The 22,033-nt window shown below is 40.3% G+C and carries 20 protein-coding genes; 7 read left to right on the top strand and 13 right to left on the bottom strand.

The features are described 5' to 3' along the window. Position 1 precedes the first annotated feature (1 nt). From pta to BLR37_RS01875, 3 genes are all read right to left on the bottom strand, one after another. Positions 2–2,089: a phosphate acetyltransferase gene (gene pta, locus BLR37_RS01885; RefSeq protein WP_090763836.1), complete on the bottom strand. Its 2,088-nt coding sequence runs from the start codon at positions 2,087–2,089 to the stop codon at positions 2–4. Positions 2,090–2,226: 137 nt separating this feature from the next. Continuing rightward, on the bottom strand, positions 2,227–2,604 hold the full coding sequence (locus BLR37_RS01880) for a transmembrane 220 family protein (protein ID WP_167356530.1): 378 nt from the start codon (positions 2,602–2,604) through the stop codon (positions 2,227–2,229). A gap of 51 nt (positions 2,605–2,655) precedes the next feature. Beyond that, positions 2,656–2,913 (bottom strand): DUF6965 family protein, encoded by a 258-nt coding sequence (locus BLR37_RS01875; protein ID WP_244154571.1) that lies wholly within the window; start codon positions 2,911–2,913, stop codon positions 2,656–2,658. Positions 2,914–3,067: 154 nt separating this feature from the next. Between BLR37_RS01875 and BLR37_RS01870 the strand changes: the two genes are divergently transcribed. Both BLR37_RS01870 and BLR37_RS01860 read left to right on the top strand, forming a co-directional pair. After that, positions 3,068–3,730 (top strand): competence protein CoiA family protein, encoded by a 663-nt coding sequence (locus BLR37_RS01870; RefSeq protein WP_244154570.1) that lies wholly within the window; start codon positions 3,068–3,070, stop codon positions 3,728–3,730. A 186-nt stretch (positions 3,731–3,916) separates the two neighbouring features. Continuing rightward, positions 3,917–4,291 carry a LytR/AlgR family response regulator transcription factor gene (locus BLR37_RS01860; protein WP_167356529.1) on the top strand — a complete coding sequence of 125 codons (375 nt, stop codon included), beginning with the start codon at positions 3,917–3,919 and terminating at the stop codon, positions 4,289–4,291. Positions 4,292–4,328: 37 nt separating this feature from the next. On the opposite strand, the gene BLR37_RS01855 is transcribed toward BLR37_RS01860, so the two are convergent. Together BLR37_RS01855 and BLR37_RS01850 are read right to left on the bottom strand one after the other, a co-directional pair. Continuing rightward, positions 4,329–4,916 (bottom strand): DUF4142 domain-containing protein, encoded by a 588-nt coding sequence (locus BLR37_RS01855; RefSeq protein ID WP_090763821.1) that lies wholly within the window; start codon positions 4,914–4,916, stop codon positions 4,329–4,331. Positions 4,917–5,216: 300 nt separating this feature from the next. After that, positions 5,217–5,426 (bottom strand): hypothetical protein, encoded by a 210-nt coding sequence (locus BLR37_RS01850; RefSeq protein ID WP_039470855.1) that lies wholly within the window; start codon positions 5,424–5,426, stop codon positions 5,217–5,219. 235 nt (positions 5,427–5,661) lie between these two features. On the opposite strand from BLR37_RS01850, the gene BLR37_RS01845 reads away from it, so the two are divergent. After that, entirely contained in the window at positions 5,662–6,306 is a 645-nt protein-coding gene (locus tag BLR37_RS01845) for a Crp/Fnr family transcriptional regulator (RefSeq protein ID WP_244154569.1), read from the top strand. Between the two features lie 10 nt (positions 6,307–6,316). Continuing rightward, positions 6,317–6,901, top strand: coding sequence for a molybdenum cofactor guanylyltransferase (locus BLR37_RS01840; protein WP_090763815.1), 585 nt, complete (start codon positions 6,317–6,319; stop codon positions 6,899–6,901). A 12-nt stretch (positions 6,902–6,913) separates the two neighbouring features. Here BLR37_RS01840 and BLR37_RS25685 read toward each other — a convergent pair whose 3' ends face one another. From BLR37_RS25685 to nirB, 7 genes are read right to left on the bottom strand one after another with little or no spacing between them, the layout of a single operon-like run. Beyond that, a complete protein-coding gene (locus BLR37_RS25685) occupies positions 6,914–8,392 on the bottom strand; it encodes a rubredoxin (RefSeq protein ID WP_143009509.1) in 1,479 nt (492 codons plus the stop codon). A gap of 10 nt (positions 8,393–8,402) precedes the next feature. After that, positions 8,403–8,900 carry a nitrate reductase associated protein gene (locus BLR37_RS01830; protein WP_208599582.1) on the bottom strand — a complete coding sequence of 166 codons (498 nt, stop codon included), beginning with the start codon at positions 8,898–8,900 and terminating at the stop codon, positions 8,403–8,405. A 15-nt stretch (positions 8,901–8,915) separates the two neighbouring features. Further along, on the bottom strand, positions 8,916–12,464 hold the full coding sequence (locus tag BLR37_RS01825; protein ID WP_244154568.1) for a nitrate reductase: 3,549 nt from the start codon (positions 12,462–12,464) through the stop codon (positions 8,916–8,918). A gap of 38 nt (positions 12,465–12,502) precedes the next feature. Next, positions 12,503–13,873: an MFS transporter gene (locus BLR37_RS01820; protein ID WP_090763806.1), complete on the bottom strand. Its 1,371-nt coding sequence runs from the start codon at positions 13,871–13,873 to the stop codon at positions 12,503–12,505. Between the two features lie 26 nt (positions 13,874–13,899). Further along, entirely contained in the window at positions 13,900–14,295 is a 396-nt protein-coding gene (locus BLR37_RS01815) for a hypothetical protein (RefSeq protein WP_244154567.1), read from the bottom strand. Between the two features lie 51 nt (positions 14,296–14,346). Then, positions 14,347–14,697 carry a nitrite reductase small subunit NirD gene (gene nirD, locus BLR37_RS01810; RefSeq protein ID WP_090763800.1) on the bottom strand — a complete coding sequence of 117 codons (351 nt, stop codon included), beginning with the start codon at positions 14,695–14,697 and terminating at the stop codon, positions 14,347–14,349. A gap of 43 nt (positions 14,698–14,740) precedes the next feature. Further along, on the bottom strand, positions 14,741–17,251 hold the full coding sequence (nirB, locus tag BLR37_RS01805; protein ID WP_090763798.1) for a nitrite reductase large subunit NirB: 2,511 nt from the start codon (positions 17,249–17,251) through the stop codon (positions 14,741–14,743). Positions 17,252–17,492: 241 nt separating this feature from the next. Between nirB and cobA the strand changes: the two genes are divergently transcribed. Continuing rightward, on the top strand, positions 17,493–18,257 hold the full coding sequence (gene cobA / locus BLR37_RS01800; protein WP_090763795.1) for a uroporphyrinogen-III C-methyltransferase: 765 nt from the start codon (positions 17,493–17,495) through the stop codon (positions 18,255–18,257). A gap of 489 nt (positions 18,258–18,746) precedes the next feature. Here cobA and BLR37_RS01795 read toward each other — a convergent pair whose 3' ends face one another. After that, positions 18,747–20,096 (bottom strand): alpha-L-fucosidase, encoded by a 1,350-nt coding sequence (locus BLR37_RS01795; RefSeq protein WP_090763792.1) that lies wholly within the window; start codon positions 20,094–20,096, stop codon positions 18,747–18,749. A gap of 151 nt (positions 20,097–20,247) precedes the next feature. Here BLR37_RS01795 and BLR37_RS01790 point away from each other — a divergent pair, with 151 nt between their 5' ends. Both BLR37_RS01790 and BLR37_RS01785 read left to right on the top strand, forming a co-directional pair. Beyond that, complete coding sequence (locus tag BLR37_RS01790) at positions 20,248–21,156, top strand: SDR family oxidoreductase (protein WP_341844504.1); 909 nt, start codon at positions 20,248–20,250, stop codon at positions 21,154–21,156. Positions 21,157–21,180: 24 nt separating this feature from the next. Further along, entirely contained in the window at positions 21,181–22,005 is an 825-nt protein-coding gene (locus BLR37_RS01785) for an ion transporter (RefSeq protein WP_090763789.1), read from the top strand. Positions 22,006–22,033 lie beyond the last annotated feature (28 nt).

Below are 22,033 nucleotides of genomic sequence, written 5' to 3'. Positions count from 1 at the left end.
ATTAAAGATCCTGGCATTGAATTGCTGTAATTACAACAGTGTTAAAAATATCATCTACCGTGCAGCCACGGCTTAAATCGTTTATAGGCTTATTTAAACCCTGTAACATTGGCCCAATAGCCAAAGCGCCGGTTTCTCGTTGCACGGCCTTATAGGTATTGTTGCCGGTATTTAAATCGGGGAAAATAAGTACACTGGCCCGGCCGGCCACTTCCGATCCCGGTAGTTTTTGCTGACCTACTAAAGGATCAACTGCGGCATCATATTGGATAGGGCCTTCTATTTTTAATTCAGGGTACCTGGCTCTTACAATTGCAGTAGCTTCTCTCACACGTTCTACATCTTCACCTTCGCCTGATGTACCCGACGAGTAAGAAAGCATGGCAATACGGGGCTCAATGCCAAATTTAGCACTGCTCTCGGCTGATGAGATGGCAATTTCGGCAAGCTGTTGTGCCGTAGGATTAGGATTAACCGCGCAATCGCCAAATATGGCTACGCGCTCGGGCAGGCACATAAAGAAAATGGATGAAACCACCGATACGCCCGGTTTGGTTTTAACAAACTGCAGTGCAGGCCTGATGGTGTGCTGAGTGGTGTGTATTGCACCTGATACCATCCCGTCGGCATCGCCCTTGTAAACCATCATGGTGCCGAAATAGGAGACATCAGTCATCATATCTCTGGCCATTTCGAGATTTACATTTTTGGCTTTACGCAACTCGTGAAGCGTTTCTACGTAATTATTGTATTGAGCCGAATGGATGGGATTGTAGATTTTTAAGATATTGATATCCAGATTGATACCAAGCCTTTTAATGCTGTTTCCGATTTCAACCGGATCGCCTAACAGCGTAATGTCTACAATATCCTGTGCAATTAGTTTTTCTACGGCTTTTAAAATCCTTTCGTCGTTTCCTTCAGGCAGTACAATGTGTTTTTTGTCGCGTTTGGCCCATTTCACCAGCTGGTATTGGAACATGTGCGGCGTAATGCCCTGGTAAGAGAAAGCAATAATTTTATTATCGAGTGCTTTGCTATCTACGTATTTCTCAAAAAGCTCAATGGCCAGTGCAATTTTCTTTTTGTTGGCTATGGTAATTTTAGAATGGATACCGCCAATAGTGGTGGTAGTTTCGAAAGTTCCTTTTTGTACCGAAACGATTGGGATAATGGTTTGCAAACCTTCTATCAACTTAATAATAGGCTCATCGGGCAAGCTGCCTGCAGTTAGTACAATACCGGCAATTTTTGGGTAACTGGCCGATAAATTGGCTTGTAAAGCGCCAATAATGATATCGCCGCGGTCGCCAGGGGTAACAATAAGCACATTTTCTTTAACATGCCTTAAAAAGTTGGGCAACATCATGGCGCCGGTTACAAAATTATCAACCTGATTGTCGAGCAGTTCCGTACCGAAAAGTATTTCGCCGCCCAATGCCAGCGTAATTTCTTTCATAGTTGGGCTCTGTAATCCGGTTTCAGTGGGGATTACCGCGATAAGCAATTCAGAAGGTAGCTGGTTGGTTAGCGCCTGTTTGATGCGTTCTGCCTCTTCGGGGTTGACCATATTGGCCACCACGCCCAATACCTGTACATCCCTCAATAAAAAGTTGCGGTAAATGTTAATGGCACTTTTAAAAAGCTGACTGGCGGTTTTGTTTTTGCCCGATACAACAATAAGTACTGGCGCGCCTAGATTTTTAGCCATCAAAGCATTTGATTCGAATTCAAAAGCCATGCCTTCACCTAAAAAATCGCTACCCTCAATTACAGTAAAATCATAATTGTCTTCGAGCTTTTTGTATTTACTGATGATGGTATTGATGATCGTTCCGCTATCTTCTGATTGATGCAGCATTTCCTGCCGCGTAAAAGCAAAAGCATCTTCGTAGTTAACAGGCAACGAAAAGTAATCGAGCATGGCCTCTACATGTTCGTCTCTAACATTGGGGTCGTCCTGGGCGATAATGGGTTTAAAATAACCTACTTTCTGGGTTTTTGCCAAAAGCATATTGATCATGCCGAAAGCAATTACCGATTTTCCGGTGTAAGGTTCGGCTGAGGCAATGAAAATGTTTTTCGTCATAAGGGATATCAGGGTATAGGTATAACCAATTAGCCCCAATATAGTTGGAAATATTTGTTTTAAAAACTGATGCTCGTCAAGTTTTAAGATCTGCCCTGAATAATTTTAAATTTTACTTTATGCAGTTAATAATTCTTTTAGGAAATACGCTTGCTTCTGGTTGTAAAATAATCGATTGCAAGCACAACAATCAGGATGAGCAAGCCCCCAAATTCGCGGGTTTCTTCTATCCAGGGTTTGGTGGCCTTCATACTCATGGCTATATTTTCTGCGGCGTGGTCATTATACCAGTTGAGTACGCCATATTTATCAAAAAACAGATATACCGCATAAATACTGTAGGCTAAAATTCCACCTAAGTAAGCTTTCTGGTAATATTTTCCGCGGAAATACATCCAGCATAACCAAGCGCCAAAAAGATAAATCGGCATCCATACATAAGGATCAGGATCATTGTACTGAAGGCCTGCAGAAACAATAAAAAGGAAGCAGAATAAGAGATTAAAAGCTTTCAATGTGAATTTATTATATACTAAAATACATCGTTTTATTTAGAAATGGCAACATTAAGCATTCGATTCGATAAGCAATTTTAAAAGCTTTAGTCTGTGTATTAGTGGGGCATTTACTTTAGCATCAGGATTTAACCTTAACGGAAGAAAATGGCTTTCCAGAAAATGTTTATAATTGGTAATAATGGTAGCCTCGTTAAGGTAGATAGGAACTTGTTGAGGTGCTGCATTGGCAAAAAAATCTTCTAACTGTTTTAATTCTTCCAGGGTCATGCACAAAGTTACCATTATACCGCTGGTACTTAAAAACAAGTTTTACATTAAGTGTTATATGGCTCTGCCTCAATGTAAATAATTTCCATTTGCTGCAACATCAACACCAGGAAGTTTTGATTATATTTTAAGTGCTAATATTTTTAGTTTAAATTTGCGTGTTCCTGCTTAATCAACTTGCAGGCATTAGCTGATGAAGAAAGATATTCCCCTTCCTGAACCTGTTCAGGATGTTTCTGCATTTAAAAATGAATTTTATAGAAAAGAAACGGCCTGGCACCGCGATTGGAAACTGGCTTTTCCGTCATCTTTCAGGGAAATTGCCTTTTTCGATAAAGCCAATAACAACCTGCATCGTGCCGATATTTTTACGCCGGCAGGGTATACCATCGAATTTCAAAATTCCCCAATTTCTCTTGCTGAACTAAACAGCCGCGAGGCCTTTTATCCAAACCTGATTTGGGTATTAAACGGGAAGAAATTTAAAGGCTTTAGGGTGCTAAAACATCTTCCTGATGTAGATGACCCTAAATTAAAGGACTATGAGTTTTGCCATAGCGACCACCTTTCGATGGTGCGGAAGGCAGAGGTTAAAATGGGGAATTTTTTGCCCAAACCGTTGAATTTTTACCACAATGAGTTGAAGCACATAAAATTTACTTCTAACCTCTATTCTTTTTGCTGGAAACAGCCCCATAGCGTATGGTATAGTGCTACCGCAAAGATTATTGTCGATTTAGGTGGCCATTTTCTGTATGAGCTTAAACAAAGGCCTCAACTCAACGGGAATTACCCATACTTGAAATTGATCAATCGCAAGACATTTATTGCTCAGCATACCCCACCTGAATATTGATACTGATCAGTTTGTTAATGTGTTTTTTTGCTGGTTTAAAAGTGGTTTTTGCAGTATGATCGTTTAGCATACAGCTGTTTTTTCCTGCTTTTGGAGTCAAAAAAATTATTGTGGTTTTGCTACAGTTAAGGTTTGGCTTGAGGCTTGCATAGAGATAATAAAAAGTTAATGCAAACATCTCACTCTATGCCATACACCTTTATTATTATTGATGATGATCAGATCAGTATCGATATTTTGAAAGCTTACCTTTCGCGCATGAAAGAATTTACCATGCTGGCAACATTTACCGATCCTGTAGCAGGAGTAAAGGCAATTCGCGAATATGGTGAAATCGACTTTCTATTTTTGGATATTGCGATGGAAATTTCTGGAATTGATATCGCCCGGGTAATACGTGAGCAGGTTAGGCATATTGTTTTTATAACTGCTTACCAAAAATATGCGCTGGATGCCTTTAGGGCATTTGGTGATAAGTTTTTGGTTAAGCCAATCAATCAGCAAAAAATGCAAGCCGCCATAGCCGACCTGATTAGAAAGGATAAAAGAAAGGAAGCATAAAGATTCACCTCCATCATCAGACGGAGGTGAATGCGTGTTATTTCATGCTATCACTTATTTTATTGATCATAATCAAATGACTTTGAACAATAGGAGCAGTTTTTGTAGCGAAAGATTTAAGGTCTGCATCTTTTCCGTCTTTCGATTCGTCTTCCATCAGTTTTAAAGTCGATTTGTGTCCGTCTACCATCGCATTTACATAAGCTTTATCGAAATCAGCTCCTGTTTTTTTGCTCAGGTCATCCATTTTCTGCTTATGTTCCTCGTCAACTGTACTGGGAAGGGTAATATTTTTTTGTTTTGCTATGGCCATTAATTCGGTATTGGCCATGCCATGGTCTTTCACCATCATGGTAGCAAACTCTTTTACTTTTGCATTACTGCTTTTTTCGAGTGCCATTTTGCCAAGTTCTACTTCGGCCATGCCACCCACAGCCGCTTGGGTAGTGAATTTTGCATCGGCTTCATCTACTGCAATGCCGCCAGTTGCTGCTACATTGGTGGTAGTATCTTTAGCCATGTTTACACTGTCGGCACTTTCTTTAGCATCTTTATTACCACCACTACAAGCCTGGAAAGTTAACGAAGAAGCCGAAATAGCCATCAAATAAATTAAGTTTTTCATATACAATTGTTTTTGTTGTATAAGAAGAACATGCTTTTACCGAAAAGGGTTTAAGTATTTTAAAAGAATTTTATACTGTGTTGTTTTTCTGCTCAGGGTAGGAAGAAGAGAAGTGATCTTGTAAAGTCAAGATAATCGATACTCTTTGGATATAAAATTGATCGCTTAACTGCCTTAATTTCTTAATGTTAAAGGTGATTCAATCATTAAGAAATTAAGGTCATTAAGGATAATGGTTCTTTGAGGAAGGTTGAAGAAATGCCATAAAGCTTTTGGTCTTTATTGGCGTGAAACTTTGTTTTAAGCCACTACAGCTTTACTTTTTTTAGCTTTAGGTTCGGCTTTTTCTGGTAATTGAATCGATAAAATCAGGTCGATACTTTCTGAGTTGGTCTCATAATCAGCCGCGATTTTTTCCCATCTTTTTAATTCTCCCTGTAAGTTTTCAATTTCCTTACCTAATGATTCGATTTTATTCTGAATTGATTTTCTAACGTTCGTATTTGCCATAACACAAAATTATAATTTGGCCGCATATCTTTAAACTTCTTTATGCGCAGTAATATGCTAAAAAATGCTATAGCTTCACTTTCAGGGAGTTTTGTTGCAATAAAATTATCAACAATGGTTAATAACCAGGTATTTCCGCAATAGAAGGATAAAAATCGGCAACATTTCTTAATTTTACTTCGATATCCCGTTAAATATGAAGAAAAATAGTAGCTGCGATCTTAATACTTGTTTTATGTGTCAACTTACCTTAAAAGAATGGCATGCTGCAATTGGTAGTCATAAAAAGAACTTTACAGCTAAAAAAGGAGAGGTGATCATAAAAGAAGGCGATCCGGTAAGCGGGGTATATTTCGTAACTTCAGGTAATGTAAAAGTGCATAAGCATTGGGGCGATAAAGAACTGATTTTACGCTTTGCAAATGATGGTGCGATTATCGGGCACAGGGGAATCAGCAATAACATTTCTACCTATCCGATATCGGCGACTGCTTTGGAAACTACTCAGCTTTGTTTTGTGGATATTGAATTTTTTAAAGCAACGATAAAAGTAAACCAGGAATTTGCCTATGGCTTGTTGATGTTTTATGCCGACGAACTGCATACTTCTGAGAAGAAGATGAGAGATCTGGCATTAATGTCGGTTAAAGGCAGGTTAGCCATGGCCATTTTAAATCTTAAAGATCAATTTGGTTTAGATGAAGCTGGTTTTTTAAAGCTTTCATTAAGCCGGCAGGATTTGGCGGCCTATACGGGTGCTACCTACGAAACTGTTTTCAGGACGATGAATGAACTGCTTGCAGAGCAATTGATTGTGGTGTCAGGCAAGCAAATTGGTATTTTAAATGAAACAGGACTGAAAGATTTGAGTAATAAATAAAGCTTTTGTGATGTTAGGAGTAGTTTTATGTGGCGGACAAAGTTTAAGGATGGGATCCGATAAGGGTTTAATGAGCCATCAGGATAAGCTTTGGGCACAACTAGCCGCTGATAAGCTTACCTTATTACAAATTCCGGTTGTATTTTCGGTTAATGCAGCACAGCAGGAAATCTATGCTGGTTATTTTGGTGAGGCACAGTTAGTGACTGATCATACTTTGGCAGATGTTAAAGGGCCTTTGCTAGGTGTACTTTCTGCTCATTTATTAAACGCTAAACAAGATTTATTTGTACTTGCCTGTGATTTGTTGCTGATGGAAAGCAGCTTGCTCGAAAAATTATTGGCTGCCTACCATGCTTATCCATCTTTTGATGCCTTTGTTTTTACGCGAAATGGTCAGCAAGAACCTTTGTGCGGTATTTATTCGGCTAAAGCATTAAAAAAGATTTGGCATTTAGTGCAAACACATCAGCTGGCTAAACACAGCATGAAATTTGTGTTGAGTAATTTATTGGTATACGAAATAGTTGTAGAAGATAAGGATGACCGTTTTTTTGGAAATTTTAACTCCCATGCAGAAATCAACGGCTTGTAATGTGATGATCTTTTACAGCAATTGCAATGCAGCCTGGTCAATCTTGCTAAAATTAGCTTTATCTTCTTCACAAAGCGGGCAGCAGTAAGTTTCGGGCAAATCTCTAAAGTTTGTTCCAGGCAAAATGCCTTGTGCTTCGTCTCCCACCTTTTCATCATATACAGTTAAGCAGCTGTTGCACTGATATAAGAAATCGACACCTTTTTTGGCAGGTTCTTCGGTAACCATGTTTTGCTGCCGATCTGTTTTAATGGTGTTTAAACGGTATTTGTAAAACCTATATACTGCACGCCGTACTTGTTCCGGCAGCAAAAAACCTGGGTTGTTCCGGCTAAATACTTCACCTGTACGTTCGTTGGGATTAAAATCTTTGGCACATAAAATATCGTAAACAGGAAACAGTTTTAAACCCCATACATCAATTAAATGACGTTTCCGGATCAGTATGCTACTAAATACTTCACTTTTTTTTCGTGTTTTAATGCCGAAACAAATACCAAATGTACGGGTATCATCAATGCTCAGGCTTTTTACCAGAAAGCTTTTGAGCGCCAGGCCTTCGTTGCAATTGTCTTCTACCTGAAAATTGAGTTCATTGGCAGCATGGCGCATGTTAACTTCAAACTCTTCAAGTAAGGTGTTCCACAGGTTTTTGTCTTCCTCATTAATTCCTTTTACAATAATGGTTTTCCACGAGGTGCAGCAAAGTTGCCCCAGTTTAGTGGTAAGACAGAGCTGGCAGAGTTTTTTTAAAAAGGCGATACTAAACAGCTCGTCGCGGCGATATATTCCCAGCCAGTATTTATTGTTGTAACGGTTTAAGCCTTCATAATACGGAAGGTTAAATGAGGATAGGGAAGCAGGTTGTGGCGCAGTTTTGATGATAAAATGTTCGTGCTTAAGTGTTGCAAACAATTCTTCGCCATTGGCTGATGGGTTGTCGATAAATTTATCCGGATTGTTTTTTATAATGTTTTCTATAGCCTGAGTAACCTGTGCTATATGGTTGGTGTAGCAAAGCTGGTCCCATTCATAAATTACATTTGTTTTGGGGAAACGGAGAATTAAATGCCAGTAATGTTCAGATTGAGACGAAGCGATCCAGTTAATATTGCCCGTTAACATAGGCGTGAAGCTCTGGTCGTTATCGCAGATATTTACTTTTATGGTTGGTTTAAAGTCGATACTGTCGAGAATATCTTTGTATACCCCTTCCGTTAGCCATGTTTTGCGGATAAAAATTTCTTCAGCAGGGTAAGAGCTGATGATGTTCGGGAAGTTATTGGTGTTTTCTTCATAATCTACTTCCAGTTTATCCAGTTCAGCGGTAAAAATATCTACGTTATAAGTGGTGGTATCAATTAATAGCTGCTGGCGCAAACCAAAGCGCACATATTGAATCCGTGCTTTGCTGGCTGCAACAAGGATGTTGTAAAGCTTACCCGGCGAAATAATGCCGCCTGGAAAGTTGATGATGATGGTTTTGTACATGCTCTGCGGTTTAAAATCCAAATTCTATAAAGGCTTTAGGGAAGTTTTTGTTCTCATGCCCGGGCCTGCATAATTTTAAAAGTGCAAATCGCTGTATGTTAGTAATTTTTCGCCATTGGCTAATGGAAAGCTGTAATTTTAATTCTGCCAGTTTCTCCTGAAGCATGGCTGGGATTTGATGTAAATTAGCCCAGTCGGGTAGCGGATCGATAGCCAGTGTTGTGGCCTGATTTCCGGTATATTTGGCAATGAGGCTGATTAAAAACTGATGGTATTTATTGATTTCCTCCTGGGTAGAAACAGGTAGCAAAGCCAATTGTACTCTTTCTTCCGGGTGAAACTTACTCCATTCTGCCAGTTTGAGTTTTATGCCAGCTGCATCCATCTTAAAACGGACAATCATCGGGATACAGCGCACATTCGCTTCAATAAAATCTTCTTCGAACTTAAAATATTCGATGCCTTTAACGTTAATAAATTCAGAAGGGCCAGGTGTTGCTTTCATCATTGTTTTTGGTTTAATTTATTCGGACAAAGCGGCTTTAGGTTCGGTTTTAAGCACGTTTACAAAAGAATCGAGAATGGCTTTGACTTCAGGCCGGCAGCTGCCACAACCCATACCCGCGCCTGTGAGTTGGCAAAGTTGCAGGTGGTCTTTACAGCCATCTTTTATTTTGTTAATTAAATTACCTTCGCCCACATTGTTGCAGCTGCAAACGGTTCGGCCTATAATTGGTTCGGTGGTTTTGCCACTTCTTAAAAGCTGGAGCCTTTTTTCGCTCAGTTCCATCTTGTTTTCAATCAGGTTACGGAACTCCAGAAATTCGCCCTTATCGCCAATTAATACGGCGCCAACCAGCTTATCGTTGTGTACAATACACTTTTTGTAGTAACGTTTGGCTTTATCGATAAAAACAATTTCTTCGTAAGTGGGATCGTTATTGGGTATTTCGGCAAGGCCCAGTGAACAAAGTTCGAGGCTGTGCATTTTCAGGATGTTCATTAACAGGCTTCCCTGATAATATTTGGCAATATCGCCACAAAGAAACCGGGCCACTATTTCGGCCTGTTGCTCTGCGGCGGCAGTAATACCATACATTTCGCCTTTAAATTCAGCAATTTCGCCAATAGCAAAAATATCTGCTTCGTTGGTACGCAGATATTCATCAACCACAACACCTCTTTTACAGGTTATGCCAGCTTCTTTAATTAATTCGATGTTGGGAACAGTACCAATGGCAGTAACAAAAGATTCGCATTCGAGCATTAGCCCGCTTTTTAACCGTACACCGGTAATGCTTTTCTCACCAATAACGCGGTCTACTTCATCGTTGTAAAAGATTTCGATACCTTTGCTAATCAACTCCTCGTGTAACAGCTGACTTCCTAAAGCATCGAGCTGGCGACCCATTAAGCGCGAAATCCTCTGGATAATGGCTACTTTCGATCCCGTTTCGGCCAGCGAGGTTGCAAGTTCAATTCCTAGCAAACCACCACCAACAATTACCACTTTGCCGTTTGTTTGGGTAATGTGTTTCCTGAAATTATCGGCATCGGTACGGCTACGCATCGTAAAAATACCCTCCAGTTTAGGCAAATCTTTAAGCACAAAAGCCCTGCTGCCAGTGGCCAGAAGTAATACATCATAATCGTGCGTTTTTCCGTTACTATCTACAACGGTTTTATCTGCTTTATTTATTTTTTCGATGCTTAAGCCACGGTGTAGCTTAATTCTGTAATCTTCCTCTTCGCTATCGCTCATTTTGATGAGGTTGTGCCAGGGGAGTGTGCCGATAATGTAATCGGGGAGTAGTACCCGGTTGTAAAAAGGAAAATTTTCTTTGCTGAAAATTTCGATATCGTCGGTGGTATTTAAAGAACGATAGCTTTTAACAAAACCGCATGCACCTGCACCAGCACCAATTACAATAATTTTTTGCCTTGCTTTTTCGTAAAGTTTCACCTCTACGGCAGTAAATTTAAAATCAGGTTCCTTGCTCAGTGGATCAACCAAATTGTTGGTCAGGTTGTTTACCCGATTTAAATCGCTTTTTAAGATCAATCCCCAGTGCATAGGCATAAAAACAACGCCAGGTTTAATATCGGTAGAATATTTGGCCTTTACGCGTACATTGCCTCGCGAGCTTTGTACCTCGATGATATCGTTATCTTTAATGTTTCGTGCTTCGGCATCAACCGGATTTATTTCCAGAAATGACTCGCTGATATGCTGATTTAGTTTGTTAACCTTCCCTGTTTTGCTGCGGGTATGCCATTGGTCCCTGATTCTGCCTGTGGTTAAAATCAGCGGATATTCTGGGCTTAAAGCTTCTGATTGATTGATATGGCTTACTGCAACAATATTGGCTCTTTTATCAGGGGTATAAAATTGATGATCGGTAAATAATCTGGCAGTTCCTGCTGAGTTTTTGTTTTTTGGATAAGGCCATTGTACCGCTCTTTTTTCTTTTAAAATCTCATAATTCAAGCCGCTGATATCGATGTTAGTGCCTTCGGTAAGTGCTGCATGCTCATCATAAATCGCTGCGCTGTTTTTAAAATCAAAGCCATGATAGCCCATTTTTTGTGCAAAGCGACAAATAATTTCCGAATCGGGTAGAGCTTCGCCGGGAGCCTCAGTAATTTTGCTGAGATAGGCAATATAACGACCTGCGTTGGTCATAGTGCCTTCTTTTTCGGCCCAGGCAGCAGCTGGTAATACCACATCGGCATATTTTAGTGTTTCTACCTTGTTGCTAATGTCTTGTACTACTACAAATCTGGCATTTTTTAAACCTGCTTCAGCTGTGCGCACATCAGGTAAGCTGATTAAGGGATTGGTGCATAAAATCCAGACTGCCTTCAGTTTCCCTGAATTCAGTTCGTCAAACATTTCGGTAGCGGTTAAGCCTGGTTTAGCCTGAATGGTGCCCAGTGGGATTTGCCAGAATTTTTCTACTTCGTTACGGTGGTTTTCGTTGGCCAGATTGCGGTGTGCAGGTAGTAAATTGCTCAGGCCACCAACTTCGCGGCCGCCCATGGCATTGGGTTGTCCGGTTAATGAAAATGGACCGCTGCCGGGTTTGCCAATGTGGCCGGTAATGAGGTTAAGGTTAATTAGCGAAAGATTTTTATTGGTGCCTACTACGCTTTGGTTAAGCCCCATTGTCCACATGGTGATAAAACCTTTGGCATTGCCAATATAACTGGCTGCTAAGCGAATATCACTTTCTTCAATTCCGCAAATGGCAGCAGCATCGGCGATTGAAGTTTCAAAAACGGTTTCGTGGTATTTTTCGTAGCCGTTAGTGTTGTTGATGATGAAATCGGCATCAACATTCCTGTCTTCAATCAGGCAGCGGCCAATGGCGTGGTGCAGGGTAATATCTGTTCCGGGGTTTAGCTGTAGATGTACATCTGCTAAGGAACAGGTTTGTGTTTTACGCGGATCGCTGACAATGATTTTTAAATCGGGGTTGTTTTGTTTTGCGGCTTCAACCCGGCGCCACAGGATGGGGTGGCACCATGCCGGGTTTGCGCCTGCAACAAAAATGCAATCGGCAATTTCAATATCATCGTAGCTAATGGGTACGGTATCTTCGCCCAGGCTCATTTTATAACCAACAACCGCACTGCTCATACATAAGCGGCTGTTGGTATCGATGTTATTACTGCCGATAAAACCTTTTATTAATTTATTTACTACATAATATTCTTCTGTTAAGCATTGTCCGCTGGCGTAAAAGGCAACACTATCGGGGCCATGTTTTTTAATAAGTGCTTTAAATACGGCTGCAGTTCTATCCAGAGCAGTATCCCAGCTTACCCGTTGTAAGGGCATGTTTTTGTTGTAACGCATTTCGGGATAAAGCAAGCGATCGCTTTTATCATTTACAGTATAATGCAGGTTCATTCCTTTGCTGCACAACATGCCCTTGTTTACGGGGTGGTTTTTGTCGCCTTCAACCGTAATTCTTTCGTGGATGTCTTTATTTACCACAATACCACAACCCACTCCACAATAGCAGCAGGTTGTAGTATTGGTCGACGATATGTTGGTTTCGTTATTCAAATGATAAACAAGGTTATAGGTAGTTACTGATCGTATTTTTATTTGCCGGTACTCAGTACAAGCTCATCGACTTTTACAGTTTTCTGTGCCATCAATGTTCTGAAGATGAATACAGCAATACCAATAGCTAAAATGACGAAGCCGAGCAGGGTAAATGCGTTGGTGTAGTCAATCAGATCTTTATGCACGCTTACGCCGTTCTCAATAATGTTTTTTGATGCATGACCGGCTTTAGCCTTAAACATGAAGGCAATTAACATGGCGCCGATATTTCCGCCGGCGCCAACAATACCCGCTACACTACCTACTGCAAGCGGGTTGATAAACGGAACCAGGCTGTAGGTGGCACCATTAGCCATTTTTAAGCTCAGGCCAAACACAAACATCATAAAAATAGCCATGCCGATATTACCTGATTTGGCAAACCAGATTAATCCGATACCTTCTACGAGTAATAATATGGCCAGTAGCAATGTTTTGCCATCAAAACCCCAGGTTTTACCTATTTTATCGGCAACGATTCCACCAAGGGGGCGGGCAAAAATGTTAATCCAGCCAAAAATACCTGCAACCATGCCTGCTACAGCTATTGTTGCACCAAATGAATCGGTAAAAAATATGGGTGCAAAATTGTCGACCGTAATTTCTACACCGAAACAAGCTGCGTAGGCAATGGTTAAAATCCAGGTACGGTAATCTTTTGCGGCAATTAAGAATGTGTTTTTCGTGCTTTTTATGTTTTCGTCTTTGATGTTTTTAAAATCTCCCTGCGGGCTATCGAGCGTGTAACGGTTGTAGAGGAAAGCGCAGATTAAAAGCATTACCCCCGGGAAAATCATGGCATAACGCCAGCTGTCTTCGGTACTGCAAAAGCCTAAAGAGGTAAAAGCAGAAGCAATTAATGGCATAAATAAATTGGCTGCACCGCCACCTGCATTACCAAAACCGCCTGCTGTAGCATTAGCTGTGCCTTTAATGTTTGGCGCAAACATAATAGAGGTATGGAATTGTGTAATTACAAATGATGCACCGATTACGCCAATAGCCAGGCGGAAAAGCAGGAAAGAGGTGTAAGATTGGCTGGTACCAATTAACAACACCGGAATGGCGCAAAGCACAAGCAACCAGGTGTAAATTAATTTCGGACCAAATTTATCAATCAGTCTGCCGATTAATAAACGGGCAATAATCGTAGCCGATACGGATGCAATTTGGATGTTTCCAACCTGATCTTTGGTTAAGTGTAATTGCTCGCGGGCAATTTTCATGAGTGGCGCCATCCCGAACCAGGCAAAAAAGCAAAAGAAAAAAGTAAGCCAGGTAATGTGGAAGGTTTTCATCTGTACGCCTTTAAGCGAAAAGATGTTCAGTTTATCTAAAGGTTTGAGGTTAAGGTTAGTTGTCATCATGTTCAGTTTAGCATTTGCTATTAGGGTTAAAATTTATACCCTAGGCCGACGCCCAGGTTCCATTCTCCGTTTTTTGCCGCAGTTTTAGCATTGTAAAATACTGGTAATTGAACGGCAATGTGGCGGAAAGCTGCAGTTAGGCCAAAACCCAGATTAGGGGTGAGGACTGAGTTTTTGGTCGCGCCAGCGGCAACCTTATCTTCCTTAATTCTTAAACTTGGTAGCATTCCTAGCAGGACCGTGTAAGGTTTTTTACTGAATTTAATGCTTGGCCCTGCACAATTGATAAAAGCACCATGGTCTACATAGCCTGCAGTTAAAATGCCATCAAACAAAACAGCTTTGGTTTGTGCTTTGGTTGAAAAAAAGAACATAGTGAGTACTAAGCAGCTTACAAAAGCCACGCGATTTTGAGTTTTCATGTTGGTTTGGTTTGGGTTGAAATTTGGTTTGTTTTCTCTTAATAATACAATTTAAGATTTTGGATTGATTCCAACGTAAACGGTTCCATTTTCTACCTTTACCGGGTAAGTTTTAATCGCGCATTCGTCACCACTTAAGCATTCGCCCGTGTTTAACGAAAACGTTTTTTTGTGAAAAGGGCAGGCTACCTTAGGTTCGTCGGTAATAGAGCCAATCATTCCACGGCTTAATGCCATTTGTTTTTTGTGCGGACACTCATTTTGTGTGGCGTACCACTCGTTTCTTCTGGTAAAATAGAATAACGCAATTTGCTCTTCACCGTGTTTTACACATACCCCTCCATTTTCTACTGCGTCTTCAACACGACATGCGGCTAACCAGTTGTTTGTTGTTTCTGTCATAAGATTAAGTTTAAATTGAAAATTTTTGGTTAATTATATTTGGTTAGACTATTTTCCATTCAGCGGTTCTTTTTTGTCCGCGCATTTCTACAAATTCGATCGAAGGATCTTTCTCTTCGGGTGCATTAACAAAATGAGAGAAACGTTTTCTGATCGCCGGGTTTTCTACCGCTTCTTTCCACTCGCATTTGTACGAGCTGATCAGTTTTTCTATTTCATGCTCCCATTGTTTGGCCATGCCTAAGCTATCGTTAACAATTACATTCCGCAGGTAATCGATACCGCCTTCCATTTTATTTAACCAGGTAGCGGTTCTGGTCAATGGATCGGCTGTGCGGATATAGAACATCAGGAACCTATCAATGTATTTGATGCAGGTTTCGCTATCTAAATCGGTTGCCAGCAGGAGGGCGTGCTGCGGTTTGCTTCCGCCGTTGCCGCATACATATAAATTCCAGCCTTTTTCGGTGGCAATAATCCCGAAATCTTTACTTTGTGCTTCAGCACATTCTCTGATGCAGCCACTAACTGCCGATTTAAATTTGTGTGGGGCACGAATGCCTCTGTATCTTTCTTCAATGCGGATGGCAAAACTTACGCTATCATGCAATCCGAATCTGCACCAGGTGCTCCCTACACAGCTTTTTACGGTCCTTAATCCTTTTCCATAAGCATGACCGCTTTCAAAGCCGGCCGCAATCAGTTCTTCCCAGATTACAGGTAAATCATTCAGGTGTGCGCCAAACAAATCAATACGCTGACCACCGGTTATTTTGGTGTATAGGTTGTATTTCTTGGCTACTTCGCCGATCACAATTAATTTTTCCGGCGTTATTTCTCCGCCCGGTATGCGTGGTACTACTGAATATGAGCCTCCTTTTTGGATATTGGCTAAAAAACGGTCGTTGCTATCTTGTGCCACATCATTTCCTTTTTTAAGAATCATTTCGTTCCAAAGACTGGCCAGAATTGATGATACCAGCGGTTTACATACCTCGCAACCATCGTTTTCGCCTAAAGCAGTGAGTACCTCGTCGTAGCTTTTCAGTTCATGAATGTGAATGAGATCGTAAAGCTCCTGTCTGCTGTAGTTGAAGTGCTCGCAGATTACATTTTTAATGTATTTACCTTGCGATTTTAGGGTGTGGTTCAATAAATCTTTCACCATCGGCATGCAGCCACCACAACCTGTACCTGCTTTGGTGCATTTTTTTACATCATCTATGTTTTCGCATCCGCCATCGGTAACCGAAGCGCAAATGTCGCCTTTGCTTACACCTTCGCAGCTGCAAATCAGTGCATTGTCGGGCAGGCTGGTAATGCCAGCGCCCGCAGGTTCGCCTCCGCCACGTGAACCTAATATAAGCTCTTCCGGATCTTCGGGTAATGCGATTTTATTGATTGCGGTTTGCAAGAGCATGTTGTATGCTGATGCGTCTCCGATTAATATACCTCCCAGAAGGTATTGCCCGTCGTTACTCACATTAATGCGTTTGTAAACACCTTTATGCTTGTTTTCGAAAATAATGGTGCGGCAATCCGGTTCGGTAATAAAGTTATCTCCAAAGCTGGCTACATCAATACCAATGAGTTTCAGTTTGGTACTCATGTCAAAACTGCTGAAGCTTTTATTTCCTGCGCAGAGGTTGGTGGCTAAAACTTCGGCCATTTCATAGCCTGGTGCTACCAATCCGTAAATCATGCCCTCAAACAAGGCGCATTCGCCGATCGCAAATATGGCCGGGTCGCTGGTTTGCATTTTCTCGTCAACTACAATACCGCCCCGTGCACCAACTTCAATTCCACAGGCTTTTGCCAGTTCATCTCTCGGTTTAATACCCGCCGAAATTACCAGCATGTCGGCCTCTAATGAGGTATCGTCGCTAAATTTTAAGGCAGTAATTTTACCTTCGCCTTCAATATTAGCTGTATTTTTATTTAAGTGGATTTGTAAACCAAGGTCAGTTAATTTCGATTTTAACATATCACTGCCTGCGGCATCAATTTGCCTGGGCATTAAGCGCGGTGCAAATTCAATGATATTGGTTTTTTCGATTCCTAAATCTATCAGTGCTTTTGCAGCTTCCAGGCCAAGTAGTCCGCCGCCTATAACAGAAGCTGTTTTTGCTTTTTTTGCATATGTGCTAATCAGGTCGAGGTCTTCGATTGTGCGATACACGAAAACACCTTCTTTTTCTATGCCGGGGATATTCGGAACAAAGGCGCCTGAGCCTGTTGCGAAAACCAATATATCATAAGTGTAATCTAAACCATTGCCAGTATATACCTTTTGTTGTTCGCGATCTATTTTAACTACAGGGTTATTTAAAAAGAGGGTAATATTTTGTTCCTGGTACCAGTTTTCGGTAGAAAGCGAAAGATCATCAGCAGTTTTACCATTAAAGTATTCGCTCAGGTGAACCCTGTCGTAGGCTCTGCGTGGTTCTTCTCCAAAAACGATAAGATTAAAGGAAGATGTTTTTGATCTCAGTTTCTCGCAGAACTTATATCCCACCATTCCATTTCCGATTACGATTATTTGTGGTTCTTTCATAAATCTTGAAGGTATATTGTGTTTATGGTATATTTTTTTAGTTGTTTGGTTGTTTTGTTGTGTTTTTGTAGGTTTTTTGCGTTTAAAAATTATAATATTTAATTATTATATGATTTTTAATATTCAAATATAGGTTAAAAATGATTTAAAAGTTGTTTTGTTGTGATTTTTATCATAAAATATTTAATTTTTTAGTAAATTTTAATTAATTTTATGATTAAATAGTTAAAACGTTAAAATTATGAATCAAAAAACGGGAGATTTTGGAGTTTTTATAATGGGGGGAGGCCCTGGTGATCCTGAATTGATCACTATGAAAGCATTTAATGTGTTAAAAAGAGCAGAAGTTATACTATATGATAACTTAAGTAATGAGAAATTGCTTGGAATTGCGCCAAAAACATGTAAAATGATCTATGTTGGCAAACAACCTTATCAGGAATACACTCCTCAGGAGAAAATAAATGAATTAATTGTAGAAAATGCACATCAATATCAGGTAGTGGTACGTTTAAAGGGTGGAGATCCCTTTATTTTTGGGCGTGGCTTTGAAGAATTGATTTATGCAGAAGCCCGTGGCATCAAATGTCACTATATTCCGGGGATAAGCAGTATGCAGGGTGCAGGTTTTATCGATGTTCCCTTAACACATCGGGGTATTAGCGAAAGCGTTTGGATATTAACCGGTACCAAGAAGGATGGGAGCTTAACCGAGGATTTAAAATGTGCAATGAAGAGTTCGGCAACTGTAGTGATTTATATGGGGATGAAAAAGGTTGCTGAAATTTCGAAAGCGTACTGTGATGCAGGTTTAGGTACTATGCCTGCAGCAATTATTCAGCATGCCACTCTTCCGCATCAGAAACAGGTAGTGTGTTTGGCTAATAATTTACAGGAAGCTGCTGAAGAAGCTGGTTTAACTTATCCTGCTATTATTATTATAGGTAATGTAGTACAGGCAAAAGCTTATGCCGCATTGCATCAGTCTGATTTGTTGTCGGCCTAGGTAGAGAGGATCAAGGTTTCTGTTTAAGGTGATTTCAATCTTGAGGAAAACTTGTTGTATAGAGTAAATGTATATTTGTTTGTCCTGCCGGACGGGCTTTCTTTTTGGTGTCAAAAAGAAACAAAAAACATCGGCTGAAAATTTTTCTTTTAAAAGTTAGTGCTTAGGCATAATCAATGTAATCCGAAAAATTTGTTAGGCCGAATTTAAGTAGAACGAAGATACCGTACTTTGGCCAAGTTGGATGCTTCAGTAAAGCCTCTAGTTGTAAAGTATAATAGTGTAGAGGATTCAAAGTCTTAATTTTCTTAACTGCTTAATGGTTTCGAAATAAGCTTAATTGTTCTTATGTGGCTTTTATGGTTATAGCTGATGACTCATGGCTGATAGCTTGATATACAAAAGCTTAGTTGTTTAATGGTTTCAAAATGAGCATAAAAAAGCCCGCAACGTTTAGCTTGCAGGCCCGATCATTAACATTAATTTGGGTTAATTTAATATCAATTCTATTACTGGTATTTCGAAGTTGGGTTTTTTCTTTGGTAATTTTAAAACCAGACTGTTGCCTTTTGATTTTTCAGCATCAACCTGAAGTTCAGAATTGTCATGTAAAAACTGAGCATACTTAACTTTGTCTTTAAAACCGTCCAAAGCAATATTGCCCGTATTAGGGTATTCGAACAGGTGAACATATAAACGCTTCGTATCTTTGTTGTAAGTAAGTCTTGTGCCTTCTGCAGCCTTAAAATCAGCAGGTGCAAAAGTGCAGTGGTATATCGATTTTGAGTTGGCGTGCATCCATATGCCCAAACTATCTAATGCTGTTTCGGCTCTGTAATCAAATTCGCCACGGGCAGTTGGCCCAACGTTTAACAATAAATTGCCACCATTGGCTACCGATGTAATTAACAAATCCAATAATTTTCTGTTGCTTTTCCAGGTATTTTCATCGCGGTGGTAACCCCACGATCCGGAGAAGGTTTGGCAGGTTTCCCATACTTTGCCGCGGTATTTTTCCAATTCTTTTGGTCCAACCTGTTCAGGTGTTTCAAAATCGGTACCATCTTCGTAATCATTTAAATCTAAACGGTTATCTACAATAATGCCCGGTTGCAGTTTTCTGATTTGTTTAAGCAGCTCTACCGATCCCCAGTCGTCTTTGCCTTTGCCATATTTGCCAGGGTAAGAAAAATCGGCCCAAAGGATATCTATTTTGCCATATTTAGTCAGAAGTTCGGTTACCTGATTGTATAAGTATTTACGGTATTTGGCCATATCCCTGCCTTTGTTTAGGGCAGCATAGGCTTCTTCCGAGTCTTTTGCTGGTCTTAGCGGATGAACATTATCTATTGTAAAATCAGGATGGTGCCAGTCGATAAGCGAGTAGTAAAAGCCAATTTTGATGCCTTCAGCACGAAAAGCATCAACAAATTCTCTTACCAGATCTCTTTTTGCCTGTGTATTGGTGGCTTTATAATCGGTGTATTTGCTGTCAAAAAGTGTAAAACCTTCGTGGTGCTTGGTGGTTAAAACGGCATATTTCATACCGGCAGCTTTCGCTTCTTTAGCCCATTGTTTAGGGTTAAATAAATCAGGGTTAAACTGGTCAAAATATTTTTGGTAGTTTTCATTGGTAATATGTTCATAGTTCCTTACCCATTCGTGGCGTGCAGGTAAAGCGTACAAACCCCAGTGGATAAACATGCCAAAGCGGGCATCTGTCCACCACTCCATTCTCTTTGTTTTTTCGGCAGCTGTTTCATTGCCAAGCCGTTTTTGTGCCGAACCCGTTAAAGCCAGGTTAAGCGATAATAAAGTGAGTAAAATTGTTTTTTTCATTGTGTGATTTGGTTAGGAATGTGAAAAGCTAATTTAAAGAGGTATAGCTGATCAAAATAATCGGATATGAGCAAATGATTAAGCTAAATTACCCTGCTGCTGACAAATAGGAGACTGGGATAGGATGAACTGAGATTTTGATTGTAAAACTTTGGGCTTAGTATGCTTGTTTATTTTAAAAAGATACATTAAAACAGATAATAGGGTTATGAAAACTCAAAAAACACCTGCAAAACAAAATAAGCAACCCGGTATAGAAGCTAAAATGGACCCCCAACCTGAGGTAATTAAAGAAAATTATAAAGCGGCAGGAAAGCTTGAAAATAAAGTGGCTTTAATAACCGGTGGAGATAGCGGTATTGGGCGTGCGGTTGCCGTGCATTTTGCTGCAGAAGGGGCAGATGTTGCTATTGTGTATTTAAATGAAGATATTGATGCTAAAGCAACCCAAAAAATGGTAGAAGCTGCAGGGAAAAGCTGTCTGCTGATAAAAGGTGATGTGAAAAAGCCTGTATTTTGTAAAAACGCAGTTGATGCGGTAATTAAAAAGTTTGGTAAGATAAATATCCTGGTTAATAATGCCGCAATTCAGGTGCCGCAAAAAGATCCCAATAAAATTGATCATAAACAGCTCGATGAAACTTTTCGTGTCAATATATACGGCTATTTTTATTTTGCCAACGAAGTTCTGGAGCATTTCGGAGCTGGTGATACCATTATTAATACTACTTCGGTTACGGCTTACCGCTCCTCACCACACCTGATCGATTATTCTTCAACCAAAGGCGCTATTACTTCTTTTACCCGTTCGCTGGCTACCAATCTGGCTAAAAGCGGTATCAGGGTTAATGCAGTGGCACCTGGCCCGGTCTGGACGCCACTCATTGTATCAACATTTAATAAAGAAAAAATTAAATCGTTTGGGAGTGAAACTGCAATGGAAAGGGCAGGGCAACCGTCAGAACTTGGACCTGCTTATGTGTTTCTGGCTTCCGATGATGCTTCTTACATTACCGGGCAGGTAATACATGTTAACGGTGGCGAAGTGGTTAATGGTTAATTCTGTATCTTAGCTAAAAACTACATGGCATCACCTGCTCCTAAAGATTGGCGTTTTAAACTTCATGAGATTATTTACGAATCAAATACCCCGGCAGGCAAAGCTTTTGATGTTGGGCTTTTAATTGCGATTTTCTCTAGTATTATTGTAGTGATGCTCGATAGTGTGGTGAGTATTCATCAACACTATGGCAAGCTTTTTAATATAATGGAGTGGGTTTTTGCTGCGCTCTTTACTATCGAATATATTTTGAGGCTTATCAGTATCCGCAAACCGCTTAGGTACGTGTTTAGTCCCTTAGGGATTATTGATATGGTTGCCCTGTTGCCGTCTTATTTAAGTATTTTCTTTGTTGGTGCACAATCTTTACTCGTGTTTAGGGCGCTGCGCTTATTGCGGGTTTTCAGAATCTTTAAACTGGGACATTTTTTAACTGAGATTAATTTTTTAACCCAGGCCTTAAAAAATAGTGTCCGCAAGATTAGTATTTTCCTGCTTACGGTTTTAACCATTACCGTTATTCTGGGTTCGGTAATGTATTTGGTAGAAAAACGCGAAAATGGTTTTTCCAATATTCCTGAAAGCATATACTGGGCCATTGTTACCATTACAACAGTGGGTTATGGCGATATTTCGCCCATTACCCCATTAGGCAAATTTGTGGCTTCGGTTGTGATGTTGATTGGTTATGCCATTATTGCTGTGCCGACTGGTATTATTACGCATGATATTGCGATGGCTGCAAAGCATAAAAAAGAATTGCCCGAATCGTGCCCCAGTTGCAGCAGGGAAGGGCATGATAGCGATGCCTTGTTTTGTAAATATTGCGGAGCATCGTTATTCAGATAAAAAAAATGCCAGATTGTTTATGGTCTGG

The sequence above is a fragment of the Pedobacter soli genome (assembly GCF_900101435.1).
GTDB lineage: Bacteria > Bacteroidota > Bacteroidia > Sphingobacteriales > Sphingobacteriaceae > Pedobacter > Pedobacter soli.
The sequence above is the reverse complement of the archived record's forward strand: the minus strand, read 5'-3'. Positions and strand labels throughout refer to the sequence as shown.

What these genes read in the sequence shown, in the direction of transcription:
- pta (WP_090763836.1), bottom strand. Translation starts at nt 2,089, where the DNA reads ATGACGAAAAACATTTTCATTGCCTCAGCCGAACCTTACACCGGAAAA.
- BLR37_RS01870 (WP_244154570.1), top strand. Translation starts at nt 3,068, where the DNA reads ATGAAGAAAGATATTCCCCTTCCTGAACCTGTTCAGGATGTTTCTGCA.
- BLR37_RS01860 (WP_167356529.1), top strand. Translation starts at nt 3,917, where the DNA reads ATGCCATACACCTTTATTATTATTGATGATGATCAGATCAGTATCGAT.
- BLR37_RS01855 (WP_090763821.1), bottom strand. Translation starts at nt 4,916, where the DNA reads ATGAAAAACTTAATTTATTTGATGGCTATTTCGGCTTCTTCGTTAACT.
- BLR37_RS01850 (WP_039470855.1), bottom strand. Translation starts at nt 5,426, where the DNA reads ATGGCAAATACGAACGTTAGAAAATCAATTCAGAATAAAATCGAATCA.
- BLR37_RS01845 (WP_244154569.1), top strand. Translation starts at nt 5,662, where the DNA reads ATGTGTCAACTTACCTTAAAAGAATGGCATGCTGCAATTGGTAGTCAT.
- BLR37_RS01840 (WP_090763815.1), top strand. Translation starts at nt 6,317, where the DNA reads ATGTTAGGAGTAGTTTTATGTGGCGGACAAAGTTTAAGGATGGGATCC.
- BLR37_RS25685 (WP_143009509.1), bottom strand. Translation starts at nt 8,392, where the DNA reads ATGTACAAAACCATCATCATCAACTTTCCAGGCGGCATTATTTCGCCG.
- BLR37_RS01830 (WP_208599582.1), bottom strand. Translation starts at nt 8,900, where the DNA reads ATGATGAAAGCAACACCTGGCCCTTCTGAATTTATTAACGTTAAAGGC.
- BLR37_RS01820 (WP_090763806.1), bottom strand. Translation starts at nt 13,873, where the DNA reads ATGATGACAACTAACCTTAACCTCAAACCTTTAGATAAACTGAACATC.
- BLR37_RS01815 (WP_244154567.1), bottom strand. Translation starts at nt 14,295, where the DNA reads ATGAAAACTCAAAATCGCGTGGCTTTTGTAAGCTGCTTAGTACTCACT.
- nirD (WP_090763800.1), bottom strand. Translation starts at nt 14,697, where the DNA reads ATGACAGAAACAACAAACAACTGGTTAGCCGCATGTCGTGTTGAAGAC.
- nirB (WP_090763798.1), bottom strand. Translation starts at nt 17,251, where the DNA reads ATGAAAGAACCACAAATAATCGTAATCGGAAATGGAATGGTGGGATAT.
- cobA (WP_090763795.1), top strand. Translation starts at nt 17,493, where the DNA reads ATGAATCAAAAAACGGGAGATTTTGGAGTTTTTATAATGGGGGGAGGC.
- BLR37_RS01795 (WP_090763792.1), bottom strand. Translation starts at nt 20,096, where the DNA reads ATGAAAAAAACAATTTTACTCACTTTATTATCGCTTAACCTGGCTTTA.
- BLR37_RS01785 (WP_090763789.1), top strand. Translation starts at nt 21,181, where the DNA reads ATGGCATCACCTGCTCCTAAAGATTGGCGTTTTAAACTTCATGAGATT.